The 23,278-nt window shown below is 48.6% G+C and carries 19 protein-coding genes; 9 read left to right on the forward strand and 10 right to left on the reverse strand.

Annotated features, from left to right (window positions below; translation table 11 throughout):
• Positions 1-161 precede the first annotated feature (161 nt).
• Positions 162-1,415, forward strand: a complete 1,254-nt coding sequence (locus K300_RS14755) for a cyclic di-GMP phosphodiesterase (RefSeq protein WP_022850749.1) — start codon at positions 162-164, stop codon at positions 1,413-1,415.
• Positions 1,416-1,731: 316 nt separating this feature from the next.
• Positions 1,732-2,397, forward strand: coding sequence for a peroxiredoxin (locus K300_RS0105930; RefSeq protein WP_022850750.1), 666 nt, complete (start codon positions 1,732-1,734; stop codon positions 2,395-2,397).
• A 509-nt stretch (positions 2,398-2,906) separates the two neighbouring features.
• Here the strand turns inward: K300_RS0105930 and K300_RS0105935 are convergent.
• Complete coding sequence (locus tag K300_RS0105935) at positions 2,907-3,320, reverse strand: Fur family transcriptional regulator (protein ID WP_022850751.1); 414 nt, start codon at positions 3,318-3,320, stop codon at positions 2,907-2,909.
• Between the two features lie 74 nt (positions 3,321-3,394).
• Positions 3,395-4,231: a formate/nitrite transporter family protein gene (locus tag K300_RS0105940; protein ID WP_022850752.1), complete on the reverse strand. Its 837-nt coding sequence runs from the start codon at positions 4,229-4,231 to the stop codon at positions 3,395-3,397.
• Positions 4,232-4,352: 121 nt separating this feature from the next.
• Between K300_RS0105940 and K300_RS0105945 the strand changes: the two genes are divergently transcribed.
• The gene (locus K300_RS0105945) at positions 4,353-4,988 is read left to right on the forward strand and encodes a molybdopterin-dependent oxidoreductase (RefSeq protein WP_022850753.1); all 636 of its coding nucleotides are present in this window, start codon (positions 4,353-4,355) and stop codon (positions 4,986-4,988) included.
• Positions 4,989-5,027: 39 nt separating this feature from the next.
• Positions 5,028-5,600 carry a M48 metallopeptidase family protein gene (locus K300_RS14760; protein ID WP_081646898.1) on the forward strand — a complete coding sequence of 191 codons (573 nt, stop codon included), beginning with the start codon at positions 5,028-5,030 and terminating at the stop codon, positions 5,598-5,600.
• On the opposite strand, the gene K300_RS16695 is transcribed toward K300_RS14760, so the two are convergent.
• Positions 5,601-5,765, reverse strand: coding sequence for a hypothetical protein (locus tag K300_RS16695; protein WP_022850755.1), 165 nt, complete (start codon positions 5,763-5,765; stop codon positions 5,601-5,603).
• Positions 5,766-5,961: 196 nt separating this feature from the next.
• A complete protein-coding gene (locus tag K300_RS0105960) occupies positions 5,962-6,822 on the reverse strand; it encodes a LysR family transcriptional regulator (protein ID WP_022850756.1) in 861 nt (286 codons plus the stop codon).
• A 111-nt stretch (positions 6,823-6,933) separates the two neighbouring features.
• Between K300_RS0105960 and K300_RS0105965 the strand changes: the two genes are divergently transcribed.
• Together K300_RS0105965 and K300_RS0105970 are read left to right on the forward strand one after the other, a co-directional pair.
• Positions 6,934-8,088 carry a YbfB/YjiJ family MFS transporter gene (locus K300_RS0105965; RefSeq protein ID WP_022850757.1) on the forward strand — a complete coding sequence of 385 codons (1,155 nt, stop codon included), beginning with the start codon at positions 6,934-6,936 and terminating at the stop codon, positions 8,086-8,088.
• Positions 8,088-8,291, forward strand: a complete 204-nt coding sequence (locus tag K300_RS0105970) for a 2-hydroxymuconate tautomerase family protein (protein WP_022850758.1) — start codon at positions 8,088-8,090, stop codon at positions 8,289-8,291. Before K300_RS0105965 ends, K300_RS0105970 begins: the two co-directional genes overlap by 1 nt.
• A 41-nt stretch (positions 8,292-8,332) precedes the next feature.
• Here K300_RS0105970 and K300_RS0105975 read toward each other — a convergent pair whose 3' ends face one another.
• Positions 8,333-8,941, reverse strand: a complete 609-nt coding sequence (locus K300_RS0105975; RefSeq protein WP_022850759.1) for a peptidylprolyl isomerase — start codon at positions 8,939-8,941, stop codon at positions 8,333-8,335.
• A 273-nt stretch (positions 8,942-9,214) separates the two neighbouring features.
• Between K300_RS0105975 and K300_RS16060 the strand changes: the two genes are divergently transcribed.
• The 3 genes from K300_RS16060 to K300_RS0105990 all read left to right on the forward strand — a co-directional run bounded on the left by K300_RS16060 (position 9,215) and on the right by K300_RS0105990 (position 11,434).
• A complete protein-coding gene (locus tag K300_RS16060) occupies positions 9,215-10,180 on the forward strand; it encodes a M23 family metallopeptidase (protein WP_022850760.1) in 966 nt (321 codons plus the stop codon).
• Positions 10,181-10,275: 95 nt separating this feature from the next.
• A complete protein-coding gene (locus K300_RS16065) occupies positions 10,276-10,689 on the forward strand; it encodes a bacteriohemerythrin (protein ID WP_022850761.1) in 414 nt (137 codons plus the stop codon).
• 88 nt (positions 10,690-10,777) lie between these two features.
• Positions 10,778-11,434 carry a type II secretion system protein gene (locus tag K300_RS0105990; protein WP_022850762.1) on the forward strand — a complete coding sequence of 219 codons (657 nt, stop codon included), beginning with the start codon at positions 10,778-10,780 and terminating at the stop codon, positions 11,432-11,434.
• A gap of 202 nt (positions 11,435-11,636) precedes the next feature.
• Here the strand turns inward: K300_RS0105990 and K300_RS0105995 are convergent, their stop codons facing one another.
• The 5 genes from K300_RS0105995 to K300_RS0106015 all read right to left on the reverse strand — a co-directional run bounded on the left by K300_RS0105995 (position 11,637) and on the right by K300_RS0106015 (position 23,137).
• A complete protein-coding gene (locus K300_RS0105995) occupies positions 11,637-15,875 on the reverse strand; it encodes a fibronectin type III domain-containing protein (RefSeq protein WP_022850763.1) in 4,239 nt (1,412 codons plus the stop codon).
• Positions 15,856-17,889, reverse strand: a complete 2,034-nt coding sequence (locus K300_RS0106000; protein WP_022850764.1) for a hypothetical protein — start codon at positions 17,887-17,889, stop codon at positions 15,856-15,858. The genes K300_RS0105995 and K300_RS0106000 overlap by 20 nt, the downstream gene beginning before the upstream one ends.
• A gap of 630 nt (positions 17,890-18,519) precedes the next feature.
• Positions 18,520-19,446 (reverse strand): M23 family metallopeptidase, encoded by a 927-nt coding sequence (locus K300_RS0106005; protein WP_022850765.1) that lies wholly within the window; start codon positions 19,444-19,446, stop codon positions 18,520-18,522.
• A gap of 84 nt (positions 19,447-19,530) precedes the next feature.
• Complete coding sequence (locus K300_RS0106010; protein WP_022850766.1) at positions 19,531-21,237, reverse strand: proline--tRNA ligase; 1,707 nt, start codon at positions 21,235-21,237, stop codon at positions 19,531-19,533.
• 94 nt (positions 21,238-21,331) lie between these two features.
• Positions 21,332-23,137: a mechanosensitive ion channel family protein gene (locus K300_RS0106015; protein ID WP_162139857.1), complete on the reverse strand. Its 1,806-nt coding sequence runs from the start codon at positions 23,135-23,137 to the stop codon at positions 21,332-21,334.
• Between the last annotated feature and the right edge of the window lie 141 nt (positions 23,138-23,278).

The raw sequence follows: 23,278 nt of genomic DNA on the forward strand, positions 1-23,278 counted from the left end.
GCGGCCAACGATTCGACCACTGCATAAAAATCTGAGCAAAACCCACATAGCGACCAAAGCACCGAACCGGGAGATTGAAGCGTTATCGACCCAAACAGAAACGGGCACCGTTACACTTCATACCCTGTAAGAATAAATGTAAATCGAAATGGAGCATATTTATGCCTGAACTTGTAAAGATACCCGTTGAAGAACTCCAGCTCGGCATGACCGTGGCCCGATGCGATCGTCAGGGCGTCTATTTCCCATTCTACGGAAAACCACTTAACGATGGACAGGCTATTGACACTCTGCGCAAAGCGGGGGTCTCTTACGTATATATTAAGGCCTCTGTTTCAAGGGCGGGTGAAGAGGAGATAGACGAAGTTCTGGAAGAGATTTCAGATGAGCATTCCTCTGCCGTTCAGGATGCAGTTAAGCCCGGTTACTTCCCCGTTGAAGAGGCGCCCACACTCAAAGAGATAAGCAGAGCAAAACAGCTTCATATAGATGCAGGGAAGAAGACTAAGAGCATGCTTGAGGATGTTCGTATGGGTAAAACGGTGGACACCTCCGCCGCCATGGATATGGTGAGCGATCTGGTAATGTTCAGCCTCAAGTCCCCTCACATATTCTCCTGCATGACACGCCTCAAGGACTTCGACGACTATACCTATGTACACTCCCTCAACGTCTCGATACTCGCTATTTCCATCGGCAGAAGACTTGGGAAAAGTCCCGAAGAGCTGGACAGGCTTGGTTTGGCAGGACTTCTCCACGATGCCGGCAAAATGCGCATTCCCGAAAAGATTCTCAACAAACCCGGCAAGCTCGATGCCCGTGAGTTTGAATATATGAAGAAACACCCCGAACTGGGTTACGACATAGTGAAAAAGAGCGGACGGAATGTAAGCGAGGATGTACTTGTCTCCATACTCCAGCACCATGAAAAGGCAGACGGTACAGGATACCCTGGAGGTCTCTACGGGCGGCAGATAAGCAGTTTTGCAAAAATTGTATCCATCGCTGATGTGTACGACGCCATCACAAGCGACCGTGTTTACAATCAGCGTCGCTCACCCTCTGAAGCGCTTAAGCTCATATTCAGCGGTTCCGGTACGCATTTTGACAAAACACTCGTTAAGTTCTTCATAAATATTATGGGCATATACCCCGTAGGAACACTCACCCTACTCGATTCCGATGAACTGGCAGTTGTTTTCAAGCAGGAAGGGGAAGATATCATGAGACCAAAGGTTATCGTAGTAACCGATAAGGAAGGGAAGCAAATCGACCCTGTTATCTTCGATCTCAAAGAGAATGATATCAAGGGTAAGCCTAGAAAGAAGATCGTATCAGCCCTGAACCCGAGGGAGCACAACATCGACACGAACAGGATAATTGATGGCTTCGCCGCAAGATATTCCGCCGTTTAACAGCTAGAGCGTAAGAGTCTGGAGTGTACACCTAGAAAATAGGCTATCAGTCAATGCTTACAACTCTGTCCATATTCAGTTTACCTGCCCCAACCCAGCAGTTTCACTGCTCAATGGATAAATTATTACGCCGCGTTCAAGAACAAAAATTCTTACACCCATGCACCCCATTCCTAATCCACTGATAATATTACACTAATCATCACCTAACATCAATATTCAAAATTTCATATTTTTCTGGAAAAAAATTATTGACTAGTAATTATTCCTTGCTATAATTCATCCATCAGCTAAGAGAAAAAGGAGGAATTAAACAATGGAAAACAGAATGCCCACACTCGGAGAACAGTTTCCTGAGATGGAAGTAGTAACAACCCACGGAACCATGAAGCTCCCCGCAGATATGAAGGGGAAGTGGTGGGTTCTCTTCAGCCACCCCGCTGACTTTACACCCGTATGCACCACAGAGTTTGTTGCTTTCCAGAAGCGCAAGAAAGAGTTTGACGAGCTTGACTGCGAGCTTGTCGGAATGTCCGTGGATCAGGTTTTTTCACACATCAAATGGGTACAGTGGATAAAAGAGGAGCTCAACGAGGAGATCCAGTTCCCCGTAATTGCGGATGAACTAGGCGTTGTTTCCGGCAAGCTCGGCATGATCCATTCCGCCAAGGGAACTAATACCGTGCGTGCTGTGTTCATAGTAGACCCCAAAGGGGCTATGAGGATTATCCTCTACTATCCCCAGGAGATCGGCAGGAACATCGATGAAGTTGTTCGTGCTGTGAAGGCTCTCCAGCACTCCGACAAGAACGGCGTAGCTATCCCCGCAGGCTGGCCCAACAACGAGCTTATCAATGACAACGTGATCATCCCCCCTGCGGCGGATGAGAAGACGGCGAATGAAAGAGCCGCCCTCGCAGAGAAGGGTGAGATAGAGTGCTTCGACTGGTGGTTCTGCCACAGAAAAAAAATAGAACCCTAAAACATTTTTAATGAACTATAGCTTAGGGTGAGTGTCTTATCATTATATAACAACCTCCCCCAAGTTAAGATGGGAGTTCGCAAGGCTCCCGTGTTTCTTAAACGAAATACCTCATAAGACCAACAAAAAAGCCGGAGTATTAACTCCGGCTTTTTTTTTATGCATACTCTATGCTGTAGAAAGCCACAGTATTATGTTGGGGAACAAAACGCTATATAAGTATGAGGTATTATAATGAACCAGAAGGTATAGAGACGGATTTAGTTACTGGTTAGCTGAAAGCTGCCAAACGGCAAAATGAATTTATGAATAAAAAATGACAGTATCTTGCAGAATAATAGCCATGTTTTGATTTAATTTTATCTTCAATGTCTTAGCATCAGAACAAAAAATACCGCAACAGATTCATTGCGGTATTATCAGTTACTCTTCTTAAATAGGAGACAGGTGCAACTCTTAAACCAGCCTTGCAAAAAACAAATTGCCGGCTCTGGACTATAAGCCCGGATCTACTGCCTGCATTTTGAGCAGTGTCCGCTCAAGGTAATGCCGAAACCGTCAATCTGCCTGCCGTACCTTTCTGTGAACATAGCGCATAGTTCATCGGAGTCGGTATTAAAGTCCTCCACAAATCCGCAGGTGCGGCAAACAAAGTGGATGTGATCCCCTCTGTCTATCTCATAGACGGACTTACGACCCTCAATGGGCACCTCTTTCATAACCCCTTCCTCTACAAGAAGATTTACATTCTTATATATCGTGGCAAGGGATACCGAAGGGGATACTGTCTTTACCTTTTCGTAAAGCTCATCGATACCGACATGCCCAAGTCTGCTAACCTCGCCAAGGAGGAGCATCCTCTGGGGTGTCACCTTTAAGTTCCTAGCTCTAAGCGCTTCTTCGAATCCTATAGTTGTTTTCATGTTACATAATAAATACTAATCAAAAACAATTGTCAATAAAAAATCCTGCTTTGATGATAAAAAAACGGACAATTCTAATCTTTTTTACATTCCCCGTAGCAGTAGCAGTAAGCCATCCCCACAAGAACAGCTCCCCCAACGAGGTTTCCGAGTGTCACAGGGATAAGGTTTGCCGCCCACATACCACTCCATGAAAGACTTTCCAGAGCAGGTGCACCCAACCCGGACAATAGTCTTGCTTTATCAGATTCAGCTGCAATTATTCCGGCGGGGAGGAAATACATATTCGCAACGCAGTGCTCAAAACCGGAGGCGACGAAGGCCATAATAGGAAAGAATATGCCCAGCACCTTTCCGGCTACCTCCCTTGCGGACATGGCAATTAATACTGCAAGGCACACGAGCCAGTTACAACCCACACCCCGGAAGAAGTATTCAACAGCATGCCCCTCACCCCCAGCTGTCATCTTCGCATGGGCTATGCGTATGGCAGTGGCGCCCACTTCGCCGTTCAATAGACCGCTGTAACGGGCGATCATGAAAGCGAGGAAGACGGAGCCGAAGAAGTTTGCACCGTAGACGAATACCCAGTTGCGGAGCATGCTTAGGGCTCCGATCCGCCCCTGAATAAGGGGCACAACCATGAGGTTGTTCCCCGTCCAAAGCTCCGAGCCCGGTATGATAACCAGCATAAGACCGAAACTGAACACAGCCCCCACCATAAATTTCTTGAAGCCGAACCAGCTCACATCCCCCGTAGCAACCGTTGTGGCGAGATGGGCGGCGAAGCCTATATAAGCCCCTGCGAGCAGACCTAGAACTATCATTCGTCCCACATCAAGGCGGGACTTCCCCACTCCGGCATCGGCGATGGCCGCAATAGTCTCAGCCGGCGTTAAAAAATTTTTCATACAAACCCCTTCATAACGTTGTTTCTTTTTATAGCAGAGCGGAGTTATAGTCCAGAAAAAATGTTGCACTTTTATTTTTCGGACAAATATTATCCATATAATATAAGTAAAGGATACGGATATGGATAGACGAAGATTCCTCAAAAGAGCCGGACTCTTTGGTGCGAAGCTCTTCATTATATCAACCCCATTCCTCTCCCTCCCCCTATTCAGAAATACAGCGGCGGCGGAGCTGAGGCTTAGCGTAAAAAACTGGTATATCAGAACTGTTGAGTTCATAACCCCCTCAATTAACACAGTTGAGTTTCGTCTGGATGTAACGGGAATGGCAGAGAAGCCCTACGAACTCAAGTATGATGACCTCGAAAAACTCCAGGATGCAGAGTATGTGAGGGATTTCAACTGCGTTGAAGGCTGGACCGTTCCTGATGTCAAATGGAGCGGAATAAAGCTTTCCACACTGATGAAAAAGGCTACACCCAACGCTGATGCGAGGTTTGTGAACATATACTGCTCCGGCGGGAAATACACCGAATCCATCACCATTGAAGAGGCTATGGATGATGAAAACATTCTTGCAACCCACATCGAGGGGCACCCCCTTGAGGTTAAACACGGCTTTCCCGCAAGGATCTTCATGCCTAAGAAATACGGCTACAAATCCCCTAAATGGGTTGTGCGCATGGAGCTTTCCGATGAACGGATAACCGGCTTCTGGCCCGAGCGGGGCTATGATATTGACGGCGACTACATCTGAGATATTGCACGTTCATCCTTTTTTTTCTAATATCTTTCCATGCCCAAAAGGATAAATGCCACAAAGAGGCTCGAAAAGGATTTCGCAGTAATCGAACTATGCCGCAGGAGAGGGGTGCGCAGGGTAAGTTTCTCCGCAAGGCCTGGCAGACGTGTCCGAATGACCTTCCCAGTAAGGATGTCCATGGCTGAATGCGAGAGGGTTGCGCTTGAGATTGAGCCAAAACTACGCAAGGCCGTTGATATGGTTGAAAGGGAAACGGACAGCCATATTAGGGTGAGCGGTTTTGACGACCGCAGGGAGGCATTGAAAGCGGCGGAGTACCTGCGCAAGAGGACTGCGGAACTTGCGGAGCGCCATCGATTTACCTACAGCCGGATCTTTATAAGAAACCAGCGTAGCAGGTGGGGGAGCTGTTCGTCAGCCGGGAATATAAACCTTAATATCCGCCTCGCAAAGCTACCCGTGGAGCTATCGGATTATGTTATACTGCACGAGCTTGTTCACACCATCGAGCCGAACCACGGCCCAAAGTTCCACGAACTACTAGCCTCAGTATATAAGGATTCTCCCCGACTAAGGGCAGAGCTCAGGGGGTATATCCCCGTGTGATCACTTGGTTACAGCCTCCGCTGTTCTGTGGTTTTCAAAGCTGTGTCCGAGGGATAGCTTCGGCAGTTTTATCTCGTATGGGAAGAGGCCGAGCCATATAATGAAACCACCGAACGCAAGGAGTATTCCTCCTGCAAGTCCCCATAAAAGAAAGAATAATTCCACAGCTGACCTCCTTTATTACTTTGTTGCACTCCCCCTTCAAGTATGTTGCACCCAGACAGAAAAACCTGAAAACAACCAAACCGTTCCAGAGGAAAAAAATGGACACCCGCTTATCACCGGTGCCCTTTTATATACAATAAAGCCATTTTTGACGGAGGCTCAAGGTATTCTTCACAACCAGACCCCGTTACTCCGGTTATTTATCACATCCATCTATGGACATGGCCACAAATTCCTTCATAGCGGCAGTGGTTACGCTGTTTTTACGTTTTATGAACAGAGTGGGGATCTCAGAATATTTTTTATCGATCTCATCCCTCCTCAATCCCTTCGCCGTTTCATTGCCGTTTGCCACACTCTCCGGGAAGAGTGAGCAGCCCATACCAGCGGCAACACAGCTGAGGATCGTCTCGATTGTTCCGAACTCCATAACACGTACGGGCTTTCGCCCCTCACTCCGCATCCACGCTTCCAACCGCTCCCTGTAGGTGCATCCATGACGGAAGACGAGTATAACATCCTTATCAGTCCCCTCCGGCGGACTCAGAAGCACAAGCTTTTCGGGGAACTCCGCCGCTGTATCGATACCGGGGTGCTCCACATATCCGCTTACGAACGCTCCATCGATGGAGTAATCAAGAACCCCGTTCAGAAGCTCCTCGCTGGTACCTGTGATAAGACGCAGCTCAACGTCCGGAAAGGTTTTATGGTACATACTCAATACCGGAGGTAGCCTTACTGCGGCGTTGGACTCGGTGGAACCGATAACCAGTTCACCGGCGGGTTTGTCATTCGCAACAGCCCTCCTCGCCTCCTCTGTGAGACCTATTATCCTGTCGCTGTACTGCAGAAGTGTTTTTCCGGCAGGGGTCAATACCATCCCCCTCCCCTCACGCCCCTTCTTCTCGCGATAAAAAAGCTCCCGCCCGAGGCTCTCCTCCAGACCCTTAAGCCTTGCGGAAACATTGGACTGAACGTAATTAAGGCTTCTGGCCGCCGTTGATACACTGCCACTCTTAGCCACCTCTGAAAAGATCCTGAGAGAGTTTATATCCATAGAACACCTATCATTTTTTATGATTTATTTAATCATTTATTATCGTTTGACTTGATATGCAGTCAAGTATAAATTTATAGCACACCACAAAACGGATCAGGAGCAGGGGTGATGTTAGGTTTAAAGGGGTATGAGGAAAAGGATTCACTGAAAAACGTCATAGGGGGCATGGCCGCCCTAGCCCTCGCCATGGGGATAGGCCGCTTCGCCTTCACTCCTATACTTCCTCTCATGCAGGATGCCCAGGGGATTAACGACTACCAGGCTGGTCTCATAGCCTCAGCAAACTACTTCGGCTATTTCGCAGGCTCCCTACTATCCATGGCGGTTCCAGACAGCCTTCGCAAAACTGTACTCCGGATATCGGTCCCCGCCTGCGCCCTGCTCACCCTCGCCATGATCCCCTCCTCCACAATGACCTGGCATATAATTATCCGATTCCTCACAGGGCTCGCCAGCGGACTCGCCTTCGTTACAATTTCATCTGCAGTTCTGAGCACACTGGGGCGCAGGGGGCACCTAGGCTTGAGCGGGCTCATGTATTCCGGTGTCGGGATAGGGATATACCTCTCCTCCGTACTTACACCTGCCGGTAAAACCGAAACGGGGGCATGGCTCATAAACGGCGGAGCGGGTGTGTTGATGTGGATAATCTCCGCACTATTTATCAAAGACGATATCCCCGCCAGCTCTCAAAGCAGTAAGGAGAAGGGTGTTCACAGAAAGCTTCTCCCGCTTACAACGGCTTACCTATTGGAGGGTTTCGCATATATCATCAGCGCAACCTTCATCGTTGCCATGGTGGAGAGGCAGGCGGGGAGCGTCTCGGGGAACAGCGTCTGGGCTGTCACCGGCATCGCCGCCGCCCTCAGCACCCTCTTCTGGAGCAGGCTTGCTGGGAAAACAGGCTTCGTAAAGGCGCTAATATTCGCCTATGCCGCCCAAACTGCCGGGCTTTTTATCCCCGCATTTTCCTCCACATCCGCAGCTGCCATGGCGGGGGGTTTCCTATTGGGTGGAACCTTCATCGGCATCGCCTCAATGACCGTAACCTACGCCAGACAGATAAGCCCCGAATCACCCACGGCTGCCATAGGCCTGCTCACGACAGCATACAGCATCGGCCAGATCGCAGGACCTTACACAGCAGGGATCATAGCAGAGAAAACGGGGAGCTTCGCACCAGCACTGACGGTTTCCGGTATAGCGGCGGCTCTATCGCTGGTCGCAATGGTATATATAAATATGAAAAAGGAGGCGCACTGATGCCATACGTAAACATTAAGATTACCAACGAAGGGGCAACAACCGAACAGAAGAAACAGCTCATTGAGGGAGCAACACAGCTCCTAGTGGATGTACTCGGCAAGAATCCGGCAACCACTGTCGTGGTGATTGACGAAGTGGAGACCGATAACTGGGGCGTCGGCGGAATACCGGTAACGGAAAGGCGCAAGGCCGGAAAGTGACAGGAGAGGGGGAGCTCCCCATGGGTTCTCCCCCTGCTGAATTACTTGATGGTTTTTATAATAACCGGCTCAAGGGGTGCATCCTTGGGGAATGGGCCTATACTTCCGGTCTTGACGGAAACGATCTTGTCAACAACGTCCATCCCCTCGGTAACACGACCGAAAACCGCATAGCCGTACCCTCTCGGTGTGGGGGCTGAATAGTTGAGGAAATCGTTATCCGCAACGTTTATGAAAAACTGGCTCGATGCAGAGTGGGGATCGGGCGTTCTGGCCATGGCTATGGTTCCCCTCTCGTTCTTAAGTCCGTTGTCCGCCTCGTTCTCAATGGGCTCGTTGGTGGGCTTCTTGTCGTACTCCTCGGTGAAGCCGCCCCCCTGAATCATAAAGCCGGGGATAACCCTGTGGAATGTGGTTCCATCATAAAAACCGCTGTTAACATAGTTCATGAAATTCTCCACAGTCTTTGGAGCCTTTTCTGGGTAAAGCTCCAGCTTGATGTCACCGTAGGTGGTCTCGATAACCACGCTCTCAGACGCAACGCTCTTCTTTTCCTTTTTCACCTGCTTCTCAACCTCCTTCTCCCCCTCTGGTCCGCATCCCATAAGGAGCAGAACCGAAAGGAGAAATATAGATAATCTAAATGTCATCTTCAACACCTCTATAAAATTAATAGTTTATTGACAGGATGTTATAAAACATACACGACACCCTGCCCCACCAGCATAATCTATGTTCAACTTTTTTTCTCTATTTTTTTCTAAACAAAATTTTACCATTTAGCAAGAAAGAGCTTATGTAAAGATCTCACCTGCCGATTTCAATATTGTATATAAAGGCTTGTTGCTGATATTAAATATTGACAAGTGCACATAAACTGCCCAGTGTAGTTTTATGTATAATTAACTCCAAAAGGGCGAGCTATGAAAAGACGATGTACACTAGTAGTTATCGACCAGGAAAGCATGAACGAGGTAAAGAGTTTCTCTCTTAATCTCGGTGTAGTCCGCCTCAGCATACTTATAATAATAGTCTTTTCGCTCATATCCACCGCTTCTTTTTATTTACTCAACTACCTTTACAACGAACGTATAGACGCCCTCATCTTCCGTGACGAAAACTTACACCTGCGCAACCAGATAGACGTATATGCCGACGAAATAAGCAAAATCAACATGCAGGAGGAGTACCTTGATATGCTAGGCAACAGGGTTCTCGGTCTTGCAACTCTATACAAAAGCGAGATTAACCTCGAAAACACCTCCAGCACAGGCGGGCGAGAACTCAACCTTCCCAGTACAGATAATAAACCAGACCTCTACTCTGATAAGGCACTCATGCCTGCTATTGAGAATATTAGCACTGCGCTCAAATCAAGGGCCTCAACCCTTGATGAACTGGCAGACCTCATCGAGGAGCAGGATCTGCTCGGCCAGAGTACACCCATGGGTTCCCCCGTTACCGGGTGGATCTCCAGCAAATTCGATTTCCGCTACTCCCCCTTCAGCGGCAAACTTGTTTTTCATCAGGGTCTAGACATTGCCGCAAGGTACGGACTTGATGTTCTGGCCACCGCCAAGGGTGTTGTGGTATTTGCCGGCAATAAATATGGATACGGCAAGATGATTACCATAGATCACGGCTACGGCTATCTCACCAGATACGCACACAACAGCCGCCTCGGTGTTAAAGAGGGGGACATCGTGGAGAGGGGGGATGTCATAGCCAAGGTAGGCTCCACAGGGCACAGCACAGGCCCCCATGTTCATTATGAGATCCTCGTTAACGGAATCCCCGTTAACCCCATGCACTTTCTATATGATTACCAAACGCTTATGAGCAAACTGACGTCCAAGAGAAGGATTAACGTCAACGCTCTCGACTACTGACAGTCTACAAATTTTTATCGAATTTCAATTAATCTTCTCCCCACAGCACCATTTTTTAGATATAATAGCTATTATCTGAATCTGAGGGGTGCAACTTGAGATTTGAATGGACAGACAGTCTTATTACCGGCGATAAAATCATCGACTCCCAGCACCAAACCCTTTTTGCCAAGGTTAACAGATATTTCGAGGAATACGAAAAGGGAGCCAGCCACGAATCGCTCATAGAAACAATGAACTTCCTTGTGGAATACGTTAAGGAGCATTTCTCCCATGAGGAGAAGGCAATGAACCTGAAAGGATACCCCTTAAGAAAAAGCCATATGGAATCGCATATAAAGCTCGTTGAACAGCTGGTATGCCTCTATAAACGGCTTATCAACGAAGGGCCTTCGGATCAAATAAGCATGGACCTCTTCTGCCTGGCCCAGGACTGGTATGTGGGCCACATCAACAACCACGACAAGAAGCTCGCAAGCTTCATGGCATCCCTGAATAAGAAGTCATAGAGAGGGGGGATGCCCCCTTGCAAGGTATTGATTCTATATTACTAAAAGTTCAACTGTAACGCCTCTATTATGCATGCTATATTTTAGAATGCCGATTAACCGTAAAGAATCTTCCAGGAAAAACCCGAGCCTGTGGATTAATGGGATAAATAACTGCGGCTTCAGTATTATCGAGCTGACCATAACTCTCGTGCTCATTGGCACCATCCTCATCCTCGTACTTAAGGGCTTTGATATGGTAACGAAAGCAAGATACAAGTCAGAGCTGAACCGTGTGCACAAGATACGTACCGCCGTATCAATCTATTATGAGAATCATAACACTCTCCCGGGGAACACCTTCCAAAACGGAACCTTCATCGATACGAGTTCTTACCAAGCAAAGCAGGAGCTGACCTCCGCAGGACTACTGCGCCCGGCAGACTTTCAGCTCGAGGTAGGCGAAGGCTTCTACGCTTTTCGAAGCTGTAAAGCCGGAACCGGAGGCTATTTCATCAATGGAGGCACAGGGCTTTGCATAACCCCCACGGAAACCTACGAAGAGACCGAAGGGAATAGGGTACTCAGCGACGAGCTTTGGTGCGTTCTTGAGACGGGGGAGGATGACGGCAGGCTCAACGGCGGAGACATAAGAGCCTGGGTAAACGGCTTGGAGGATGAAACCCTGGACACTCTCGGCGGCCTCGAGCAATGCAGGGACTATGCTGACTCTGCAGTCCATGAGTTCGCAGTAAAGATCTGGTAACTACTGCATTTAGTTCATAATACGTATGTATGCACCAAACAAAAACCGCCCTCAAGGGGCGGCTTTCTATATGTAAGCGGCGGCATCAACGCCGGGATTCTACTTTAATGCCATGCCCGGCGCCGCCGCTTAATTGCGACCTATATAAAAGTATATCACTACCCAGTCAATGTTCAACTAAGAGTGGATGTAAGGCTGATAATTATTCAATAATCACACCCTCAATAGCTGTTTTGACCTCATCGGACAGGTCCGCCGGAGGTGCGGGGATATCTCTCTGGTCGGGGAGCTTCACAGGATCGAAGAGATCCTTTGCTCCACCTACAAATACAGCACTCCCCTTACCCACACGGGTTCCTCCATCCGCACCTGCCTTCCATGCCTCCGCAGAGCCGTTACGCACAACGCTGAGATCAACAGGCATCCAGAGGGTTCCCTCTATCTCGGCAAAATACTTATCCGCATCGGGGATCGAGGCGGGCGACATGCCTGTATCTGCCAGGGCGATAAGCCGAACGTTTGATACCGCAAAGGCCGTATCGATACCCATGGCATCGGCAAGGGTTGCAAAAAGGATGAAGAGGGAATCGTAATCACCACTCTTTTCATGGATAGTTTCCACAGGAAATTTTACCTGAGCCGCATCACCACCTCTGCCGTAGTTTTTAACGAAGGAGCTGGGGCGCTCTTTCAGCTTAATCCCTTCTCTACCCATAGCCTCCAGAATTGCAAGGGTCTGCACAGCTTTGGGTGAGAGATTACCTGATTCAACGGAGCTCACAGTGTTTCTTATCTGCTCTGCATACCTTGCGATAACCGGCTCCTCAGAGTTAATGAGCATACCTATCTTATAGCCGTTGTCCCATACTATTCTGTCTATTCCGTAGACCTGCATAAAGCCTTCGGATGTTATCTTTTTTTCATCTCCATCAAGCTCATACACCGCCGACAAGTCAAGTTTGAACCGTTTGTTACCCTTCAAACAACAAAGGGCAGAGCCGAAATCGAGATTAATCTCCGCCGTGGCTTTATCCTTTACAGGCACAATATTAAACTCATGGACCCTTCTTTCAGGCAGCAGACCCTCAACTCTGAGATTCACCGCAACACCGCTCACAGCCTTTTCACCCGGATTGATAACCTCAACCCGCATGAGGGGCTTATTCTGGTAATCAGCCGCTTCGGCGGCAAAGACTGTGCGTATACCTGATACTGCCAATTTTAACGGGGGCACAGGCTTTTTCTCGGGCACTTTTTCCGGCTTTGCCTCAGCCTTATTCTCCACTCCCTTTGCACCTGCTTTAACTGCTTCTGTCACAACAGCAGTACCAGCGGCGGCAACCCCTTTGGATGCAGCCTCTGCAGCTGCGGCACCATTGGCAACGGTTTTACCCGCTCTCTCAGCCGCTTTTTCCATGACTGGATCACCCTTGGCTTCGGTTTTTTTGTCCTGCATTTCCGGCGCAGGCTTATTACTCACAGGCTCGCTCTTCTGCTGTGCAGGCTTAGGAGCGGGCTTATTGCTCTCATAGGGGACAACAACTGCCTTCTCTGTGCTCTGCGGGGGATTCTCACCCTTCACGATCGCCTTTTCTGCCTCTATCATTCGGCTCTCAAAGAAATCGTCCACCTGAGCGAAAGCGGTTTTCATTGAATCACGCTTCCCTATCTCATCGTTCATGTGATATGTGACAACACCCTTGGTTATATTGAAGAGCTGGCGCCCTTCGGGCATCCTTATACCCCGAATCTCGAGGTTTGCGCTAATCATCCTGAGATTGTTGCTTACTCTACTGTCAGACGTTGAGAAATCCTCGCTGACAAGCAGAAGAAGCTGGGCACCTTTGCCCGCAACGGCTGTTTCATATGCGCTCACAGACCTTCCGGCGGAGGGTATCTCATATGCTTTAAAGCCCATATCTTTAAGGCTTCCCCGCACATATCTGAGGGAGTGTGAGGTTGCACCTGTATAAGCCACGGCGGCGGAGATCCCCCGCTTGGCATCACCGGCTAGGTTAAGCCCCTTCAAGTCCTCCTGAAGCTTCTTGTCGTTAATGAAAACCATATATGAACCATCGAAGCGGTTTTTGCCGAAATTTGTGTATACGGGCATCCCCATACTGGCGTACTCGTCAGCCCGGGAAAGTATCTTCGAGTTCAGGGCGAAGAGCTTATCCCTGTCCAGCCTGCTCATGACTCGAGAGAGATGGTCCTTCACCGCACGCTTAAGTGCACGGTCCGCCGCAATATTATCAAGCCCTTCGCCGGAACGGACTATGGGGAGCTTAACGTTCGCAACACGCACCACCAGACCCTCCGAGGCCTTGGACTCGTTATAGCCGAAGAGGGACGAGAGTGTTATTCCCGCACTGCTCCTGTCACCCTCGAGGAGACTGCGGGCCTCTTCGGTGTTTCCGGCGCTGTGTCTTATAAACGCTATCACCGGAGCGGAGGAGCGGTATTCATCGGGAAAAAGCGACTTAAGAATGTCCGCATATCTTCCCGCTTCCACAATATCCTGATCCTCCAGAGCGAGGGAGATTTTAAGGAGAAGCTCGTTCTTTGATTCCTGCTTAAGCTCGGCGAATGTCCTTCCGAAGGGGACGATCATCTCCGCTGTAACATCGCCCGAGACCCTCTCGAGCAGGTCGAAGGACTCCCTTTCGCCGATATCAATGACCTTAGCATGGAATGGGCTGGCTGTTTCTATATCCATCCCGTTTCCTTCGAGCGTTATTCGACCCGCACTGAGGGATGCTTCACCATCCGCAGAGAGTGCAAGGGTACTCTGCCCGAGGGTGGTGTTATCGAGATGAACGGAACTGCCGGAGGCATTGACCGCCGTGCCGCAGTAGAGGAAACGTCCGGAATCTATATTCACCTCAGAATCGTTCAAGGCTTTGAGCCCCTCGGTGAAGTTCTCCATCTTAAAACCCTTGAGGGTGATTGTGGAGTTTATAATTCGGAAGCTGTGTCCACCCCGCATGGTTATATAATCTGCCGAACCGGCATTTATCCCGGCATCGATGAAGCTTACGGTATAGTTCTCACCCCGGAAGGTTATGTTTTCGTCACCTGAGCCCTCCGCTTTGAGTGTACCCATAATATTCAGGGAGGAACCTTCGCCAAAACGTACAGCCGTTCCCTTCTCTATGGTGAGGGTTACCCCCTTGGAGACTGTGGCGGAGCCGTTTATAATATACGGGCTTCCGTAGGCGTAGAATGTTGTATCCTCAATGATATCGGGTGAAACATCCGTAGGGCCGGGGCGGACAACCATCTTCGCCTGTTCGATGTACCTGCCGATGTTCTCCGCCTGGTCACGGGCACGGACACGGTAGTAGTAACGGTTTCCGTACTCCACGCTTCCGTCAACGAATTCGGGGATGGATGTAGTTCCGATCTCTTTAAAGGTTGTGTCGGATAGATCCGCCTTCTCTATTATGTAATCCTGTATGTCCTCATCTTCGGGTTTCTCCCAGAAAAGCCTTACACCCTCCTCTGTGGAGGATGAGCTGAGGCTCAGGGGGGCACCCGGCGGAACAGTATCCACAGTTATAGTTCTCGGAACAATGTATCTGGTTTCCATCCGTTTGTCCGGATCGTTCAGATACACAACAATCTGCTGGTCGTTCCAGTTATTACCCGAGGCTACTACATACTTGCCCAGGTAGTGACCAGGCTCCATCTCGCTCATGCTGATACCTTTCTGCTCGTCACCTATGTTGAAATAGGCGCTTAGCCCCTCCTCTCCTTTAAGAGAGACAAGTACCTCATCTTCGGACTTAAAGGGACTGTCCAAAGAGTTAGTAACAACGGAAAAAACCGCAGGGGGCTTCTCCTTGGCGAGGGATTGAGGCTCGGGCATCTCCTTTGCGATGGCCCGGCAAAGCTTATCGAAGAGCTGTATCTTTACGCTATCACGCAGAACGAGGGCGGATGTTACCGCTGTAGAGATAGCGGACCACGGAGACAGTGGTACTCCACCAGACTGCTTAACAACCTTGTCCTCCTTTTCCCACAGGATGTTACCCGTTTCCGCATCGACTAATTTAACACGCATGCGAACAGTGAGGCTTCCGTAGACACCGGCGTAGATCTTATCTATGCCGATAACGTTTACGTAGAGCAGGCCACCCACGCCCAATGTATCAGAGAGTTCTCTGTGGGAGAATTCGGTCCACTTCTTCCCGGTCTTCTTCTCGAGGAGAAAGATACGGTTGTTTACATCGTTTATCTCAACATCCACATAGTTTTTCGAGCCTATGTGATTGAAGAAGGTTATCCTCAACTCCTCCAGATCCTCATGGTTGCCGTCCCCCTGTACGGGGAGAACGGCGATGGATGTCGGAAGATTCAGTTCGGTGGCAAATGCTCCGCCGGCTAAGAATACCGCCAGCAGAACCGCCAGAATTAAAAGCTTAGAAGTTCGTATAAACATCAAGATACTTGCCCGCCTTCATTTCAAGGGGTGCTGTTTCGAGCCCCTTTCTTTCCATGAGAACAATAGCATCGGCGTATCTCTCTATGGCGGTGTTTATATTACCCTCCGCCTCAAGCTTCTGCGCCTGCGCAACGTACTGCTTTTCGGGGTTAGTAAACATCTTCTGGAGGTTGCCTGTTATCTCCTTGATGATGCTGGCCTGAACCCTGTTGCTCATCTCGATGTCCGTGGGAAGGTCTGCTACCTTCATGGGAACCTTGAATGAACCAAGTTCAACACCGCCGCTAGATTCATCCTTAGCCTCAACCTTTGCCTTGGCTGTGTTATTGTAGATGATATTTCCACGGGATGTCTCAACCACACGGTAGCTCACAGTGGCATAACTTGTTTTTTCATAATAGCTTATATCGTATTCAACATATTCATAAACTGGCTTTTCGATGTATTTCTCAGGAGCAGGGGGAACGGGTTTCTGCTCCGCCTTGAGCTTTTCGGATTCACGAACCCAGTCATCGTACTCAATGTTTCTGATCTTCTCCGTACCCACCTGCACACGAACCTTTTTCATGGAATCCTGAACTGAAGTCTCTGTGTCTGCATCAAGCACTTCGCCCATAAGCAGGTAGTCTGCACTTTGTATCTGGAATGATGAGAGGTCGCCGGAGTTCCCCTGGGTAATGTTTCCTGCAACGGCGAGTTCGTATTCTCTCATAAGCACCTCAACTGCTCCCCTTTCGATAATCCGGACATCGCCGGAGAGCTCGTTGTGCATGGAAAGCATTATGTTGGATGTTATAAGTCCGCCCATCTCGGGAGCGGATGCGGGTGTTTTAAAGGGAATAACGGCGATACTCTTCATGGAACGCTCAAGTATTTTGTTGGTAACATTGCGCATTTTGAGCTTTATATCAGGGTAATTAGGCGAGAGTTCTGCAATCATACTGTAGAAGAAGTATGCTGCGCCGTAGTTGTAGTTTTCCTCCGCCTTGCCTGCAATGAAGAAGAGGTTGTTATAGTAGTACTCGAGGTCGTTTCTTGGTATGTTCACCATGTGCTGGGACTTGGGGGGTAGCTTACGGAGGAGTTCGAAAGCTCTGTCAAACTGCTCGTATGCCTGTCTGTACAGTTCCTGCTCCACCAGCTCTACACCGCCGAGAAAGTAATCCTCAACGAGCTGGATCCTTGTCTGCTCTGCCAGTTTTTCAACCTCGGCCTTAGCACCGGGGAATTGTGCGGCTCCCTCATAGTAGCTGAGTGCTTTTTCATACTCACCGGCCTGCTTCATCTCTTCGGCACGCTTGATGTAGTATTCCGCCCTCCCCTTCTCCTTGGATTCGGCGAGGAGTCGCTGGGCTTTTTCATCACCGGGTGTTATCTCGAGTAGTCTGGCGAGGATAGCTTCAACACCGACCCACTCGTCCCTGGCGGCCATGGATTCGACCTTGGCGATCTGATGAGCGTATATCTCCTTGCGTTTAGTATCGATGAGAGGGTCAACCAACTCTGGTGCAAGGTTTCTTATTGAGGAGAGTTTGTTGTATCCGGCGTAAGGCTTGCCGGAGTTAATCAGCCTATCTGCCTCGGTCTGAACCTCTTTAACAGCTTTGGCAGTGAGCTCTCTCTGCTTTTGTATTTCATTTGTATACTTATCAATCTCGGCTTCATTAACACCATACTTCTTAGCATTATCAAGTCTGGTTTCGGCATATTCGATATCTTTATAGGGTATGGGTGGTTCGGCGGAAAGTCGGTTTCGTACCTGGCTCATTTGCTGTTCGTAGAGGTCCTGCTTAACATTCTCTGCCTGGGTACAGAAGTCCTGATTATCAGGGTTTTTAGCACATAGGCTTTCGAGAATAGGTAGAGCCTGTTCCTGTTTGCCCGAGCTTGCCATTACGACGGCCTGATCGAAGGCTGTTTTGTCAGCGTTCTGTGCGCATGAGATGCTCATGGCCAATAGAACGGTGATGAGTAGATATGATAATTTTGTGTAGGAATTGAATAATATCATGGAAACCACCCCTGTTTTGTTATCTTATAAGGTGCAGTAATATTACCCGATCCCCGATTTGATTTCAATCCAATATAAAAGACTTGGGTGATCCGATTATTCCTGTTTGGATGGTGCTGGAAATGATCAGCGGTTCATTATTAAGTATTGCAATTATTTATGGCTATTCCGTCTTGTTTTGTCTTTGTTGTCAGAGTAATGTGAGATTTGTTCCTTTGATTGTTAATAATTGAAATCATTTACTTCGTTTCGGATGAGAAATAAGAGATACGAATAATAAGAGATTTCCCAATTCGACCAGTCAGCCTAGCTTGTCCAAACTCACTTAGTCAGTACGCCAAATTAGCCAGACAGTTGTAAGAAAATAACTAATGAAATCTAACCAGCTCACCTGAAGCACTTATTAATCAGCCTACCTGATGTTCCTAAGCAAATTTACCAGCCCACCAGACTATCTTGCCAGTCAATGCAGCCAGACAAGCCCACCAGACTATCTTGCCAGTCAATGCAGCCAGACAAGCCCACCAGCCTATCTTGCCAGTCAATGCAACCAGACCAGACCACCAGACAAGCCCACCAGCCTATCTTGCCAGTCAATGCAACCAGACCAGCCCACCAGACTAGCCCACCTTAGTTGAATTCAGACTCGCTGATGATGAACTTCATCGGATTAACGGGGACACCGTTCACGAGCACTTCATAGTGGAGATGGGGACCTGTAGAGCGTCCTGTGTTGCCTACTTCTGCAACGACTTGACCTTTCTCCACACTTTCACCCTCTTTGAGGTAGAGCTTATTACAGTGAGCGTATTTAGTAACATAGCCGAAACCGTGATCGATGATGAGAACCTTGCCGTAGCCCGCTTTGCGGCCGGAGAAGATAACAACGCCTTTGGCTCCCGCCTTGATGGGTGTGCCAGTTTTAGTTGCTATATCAATAGCTTCGTGAAACACACGTCTTCCTGTGAAGGGTGAACGCCTGTAACCGAAGCCAGAAGATATCCAGCCTTTTGTGGGCCATATGGAAGGTGTAGAGCTCATGATGAGCCTGTTTTCTTCGAGGAAGTTTGCAAGCTCTGAGAGGCTTGCGGAACGTTTTTCTATCTCGACACCGAGGTCAACGAGTGTTTCGTTGAGCTCTTCGAAGAATTCTTTCTCTTTACGCTCGGATACAGCGGAGAGGTCCTGGATTATATCGACCTCTTTACCGCCGATGGCGAGTTGTTTAGTACCTTCGGCACCGCCGGAGTAAGTGGCAAGGTTGCGTACTTTGTATTCAAGCTCGTCAACTGAGGCAATCTTGCGTTTAATGTCGTCAAGCTGAGAGGCGTAGCCGGTTATCTTATCCTTAAGCTGTTCGTTTTCTTTTTTGAAGGCGAGCATTTCACTGCGTTCGGAGTAGAGATCGTTGAGAAAATAGAAGCCTGCACCTGAAATCAGAACATAAATGCCGAGGAGCATCAGAATCAATTTTATGCTTCCCAGGCTTATCTTCCTGGTTTTGACGGCACCCATGCGGGATTCGTCAAATATCATGATTGTGTACTTACGCTTCATGTTTCCTCCGAACGTATTCCTACTGTATGAGTATACAGTATTCTATCTATATATTGACGGTTTATCAAGGATTAAATCGTCAAATTAACTGAGTTCTTTAATCAGTTTGAGAACCCTGGATATGCAGTCTGCCTTTTTAGCTGTGACAGTTTCACCAGTCTTTCTAATATTAATTTCCACATTACCTTCGGCAAGGGCTTTCTTGCCTATGGTAACCCGAATAGGATAGCCGACGAGTTCAGCATCCGTGAACTTAACACCCGCCCTTTCGTCACGGTCATCGAGCATAACCTCTACATTGAGAGATTCGAGCTCTTTGTATATGTTTTCGGCCATGTTCATTACGGCCTCATCATTGGTGTTAACAGGGACCACGACAACCTTGTAGGGGGCAAGCTGAACGGGCCATATTATTCCCTTTTCGTCATGATTTTGTTCGATGGCGGCAGCAACGACCCTTGTTATTCCGATGCCGTAGCATCCCATGAGCATGGGGTGACGCTTACCTTCCTTGTCAAGGTAAACACAGTTCATCGCTTCGGAGTATTTTGTTCCGAGCTTGAAGATATGCCCAACCTCTATGCCTCTGGTGAGTTTGTATTTTCCACCATCCTCCGGACAGATATCACCCTCAACGGCGTTGCGGTAGTCACCGTAGCCGGTGACGTTGAAATCACGATCTGCGTTGGTGTTGATAACATGAACATCCTTTTCATTGCCGCCGACGGTCATATTGCGCATCGCTTTGACTGCGAAATCGGCGAAAACTGGTATATCAAGCCCGCAGGGGCCGGAGAATCCAACGGCTCCGCCTGTTACTTCCACGATGTCAGCAGGCGCGGCCAGCTCAGCGGTATCTGCGCCGAGCGCGTTCTTAGCTTTGGCAAGGTTCAGCTCGTGATCACCCCGAACCATGAATGCATAGAACTTACCGTCTGCGTTGACTATCATTGTCTTCACAATCTTCTCTATGGGCTGGCTGAGAAACTCTGCTACCTCTTCAACGGTGTGGGCTTTAGGTGTTTCAACCCTTTCGCTTTCCCTTTCGGGTTCTTCGCTGGGGAGCCAGTTATCGGCGCAGACCGCCTTCTCAAGGTTTGCCGCATAGCCCCCTTTATCTGTACTCATAACAGCGTCTTCGCCGGTATCTGCAAGAACCATGAACTCGTGGGAATAGGAACCGCCTATGGCACCGCTATCTGCATCAACCATGGTGTATTCGAGGCCGCAGAGGTCGAAGATACGGCAGTATGCCTCACGCATCTTTTCGTAGCTTTTGCTTGCTCCAGCATCGTCAACATCGAAGGAATAGGCATCCTTCATGATGAATTCACGCCCTCTCATAAGGCCGAAACGGGGGCGGACTTCATCACGGAACTTGTTCTGTATCTGGTAGAAATTCACCGGAAGCTGTTTGTAGGATGTAAGGAAATCACGCACTATATCGGTGGTCACCTCTTCGTGGGTGGGCCCCATGCAGAAATCACGGTCGTGCCTGTCCTTCATACGCAGGAGCTCTTTACCGTATATACTCCAGCGGCCCGATTCCTGCCAAAGCTCTGCGGGTTGAACGGCGGGCATAAGCATCTCGATGGCTCCGGCATCGTTCATACACTGGCGTACAATATTTTCCACCTTTCTTATAACTCTAAGGCCGACAGGGAGATAGTCGTATATACCGGAGGCGATCTTCTTGATCATACCTGCGCGGAGCATGTATTTATGGCTTATAACCTCTGCCTCTGCGGGGATTTCACGCAGGGTGGGGATGAAATATCTGCTGAGTCTCATGTATCCTCCGATGAATCTTTTAGCATTCTTTTTAACTGACAATTATACGAAAGAAAGGGGTTTTAATCAACATCAGACTTGGAAAGGGCTGGTGTTACTCCTCCCCCTCTCTGGGGATGGAGTTGCGGAACCAGACATCACGCTGGGGAAAGGGTATCTCAACGCCGTTCTCTCGGAACTTCTCGAAGATACCCTCAAGGATCTTCGTGCGGACAACGGCGGCGTTCAATCCAGAGGAAAGATCCACCCAGCAGAGAGCGAGAAAGTCGATGGAGCTACTGCCGTATGCAACAAACCATACCTCGTTCTTGCGGTAGGAGATAACCTCCGATGTATCCTCCATAACCTCCATGATAAGGCTCTTAACAAGCTCTACATCACTGGAATATGCAACCCCCACGGGGATGCGCATGCGGATGATGGAATCGCTCCTTGTGTAGTTGATGATGGTATCGGAGATGAATACGGAGTTTGGCACGGATATCTCTATATTGTCAAAGGTTTTAACGTTTGTCGCAAACATGTCTATACTTGTCACATTACCGTAGATCGTGCTGTGCACATCCCCGATAAGCCGCCCTGCATTGCCGGAGATCTCTACCAAATCGCCAATGCGCACCTTCTTGGAGAAGAGGAGTATAAAGCCGCTGGCGTAGTTGTTGAGGATGGTTTGCAGTCCGAAACCGAAACCGATACCAAGGGCACCGGCGATGGGCACAACGATCTGCCATGTAATCCCCATATTAAGCATAACAAGGGCAACAACTGCCAGAACACCGAGGTTATACACGATCGTTTCGAGGGACTCCACCTCCCCCCTGCGTTTATCCTCACTGACTAAGTTACGGATATACTTAGTAAAAAGAAACAGGAGCGAACGGAGGATAAGGAACATGAAAATAGAAGAGATAAGGCCGTAGACCGTAAGAGAGAACGCCGAGGTCTCAAAGATAAAAGCATCCTTCATATTGTCTGCAAGTGCCTGGAAATTAAGGAGATCATCACCCATGATCCAGTAGATGTAGAAAGAGCCCAGGTATACCGCACGGATCACATGGCGGTAGATGTTCTGCATATCCTCTTCTTCGTAGTTTTCCGGTGCAAAGAAGGTGTTCGTCCACCGCTCCAGTTTACCCTGAACATAAAGAAGAAGGCTTATGAAAAGTCCGAGCAGTCCAAGACCGAGCAGAAAACGATAGCTGAGCTCCACGATGTTGAAAACCCAGAGGAGTGACATGAGGAAAAAGCCGGCCAGCAGGAAACGGTTAAGCGGGACCATACGCATTCCCGAAGGAAAACGATCCGCATAGCGATGGAGATACATAGGAAGAACCGGGCGGATATACATATTAAGCCCTATGGCCAGCGAAAGCCTCGAAAGAAGGGAGGCGAACTGAAGTATTGAGTTCTGCTGTCTCGTTATATCATCAAGGTTAACAACAGCCAGATCGCTGTAAAAAGCCAATACAACAGACAAGAATACGAAAAACTGGGTAAAGACGAGGGATGCACGAAATGCGACATAGCGCTTGTTCTTACTCCCCTTCTTACCCCGAAGAGGCATCTTGAGGAGCACGGCAGCGAGCCAGAACATGCCGAAGTAATTGGTCATTATATATAAAGTGTAGTCGTTGTCGTATTCTAGTGCGAGCTGAGTCACCACCACGAAAAGCACAGGTGAAAGGAGATGGACGAAGTTCTCCATTCGCTCGTTTAGAATCTTCTTCATGGCACGGAACTTATAGAAGTTGAGAACGATATAGAAAATGGCAAACCCTACGACATAAAGGGAGAAATTCACCGGAGATACCGTAAAATCATCGATAATGGCGTATAGTGAAGCCTGAAGCGTCTCAATAAAACTCTGCAGGAGCAGGCCTGTATTCTGATAGTAATCCATACGACACTTTATCATATTTCGTTCTGAGAGCTAACATTAAAATGATTTTACGGGGAGAGAAATTCCACCATCCGTGCTACTTTAAGTCAAAGTTGTTTTGAATAAGTGAGAGTCTTCGTTTATAAACAATGTAACACTCTG

The organism is Limisalsivibrio acetivorans, from assembly GCF_000421105.1.
Taxonomy (GTDB): domain Bacteria; phylum Chrysiogenota; class Deferribacteres; order Deferribacterales; family Geovibrionaceae; genus Limisalsivibrio; species Limisalsivibrio acetivorans.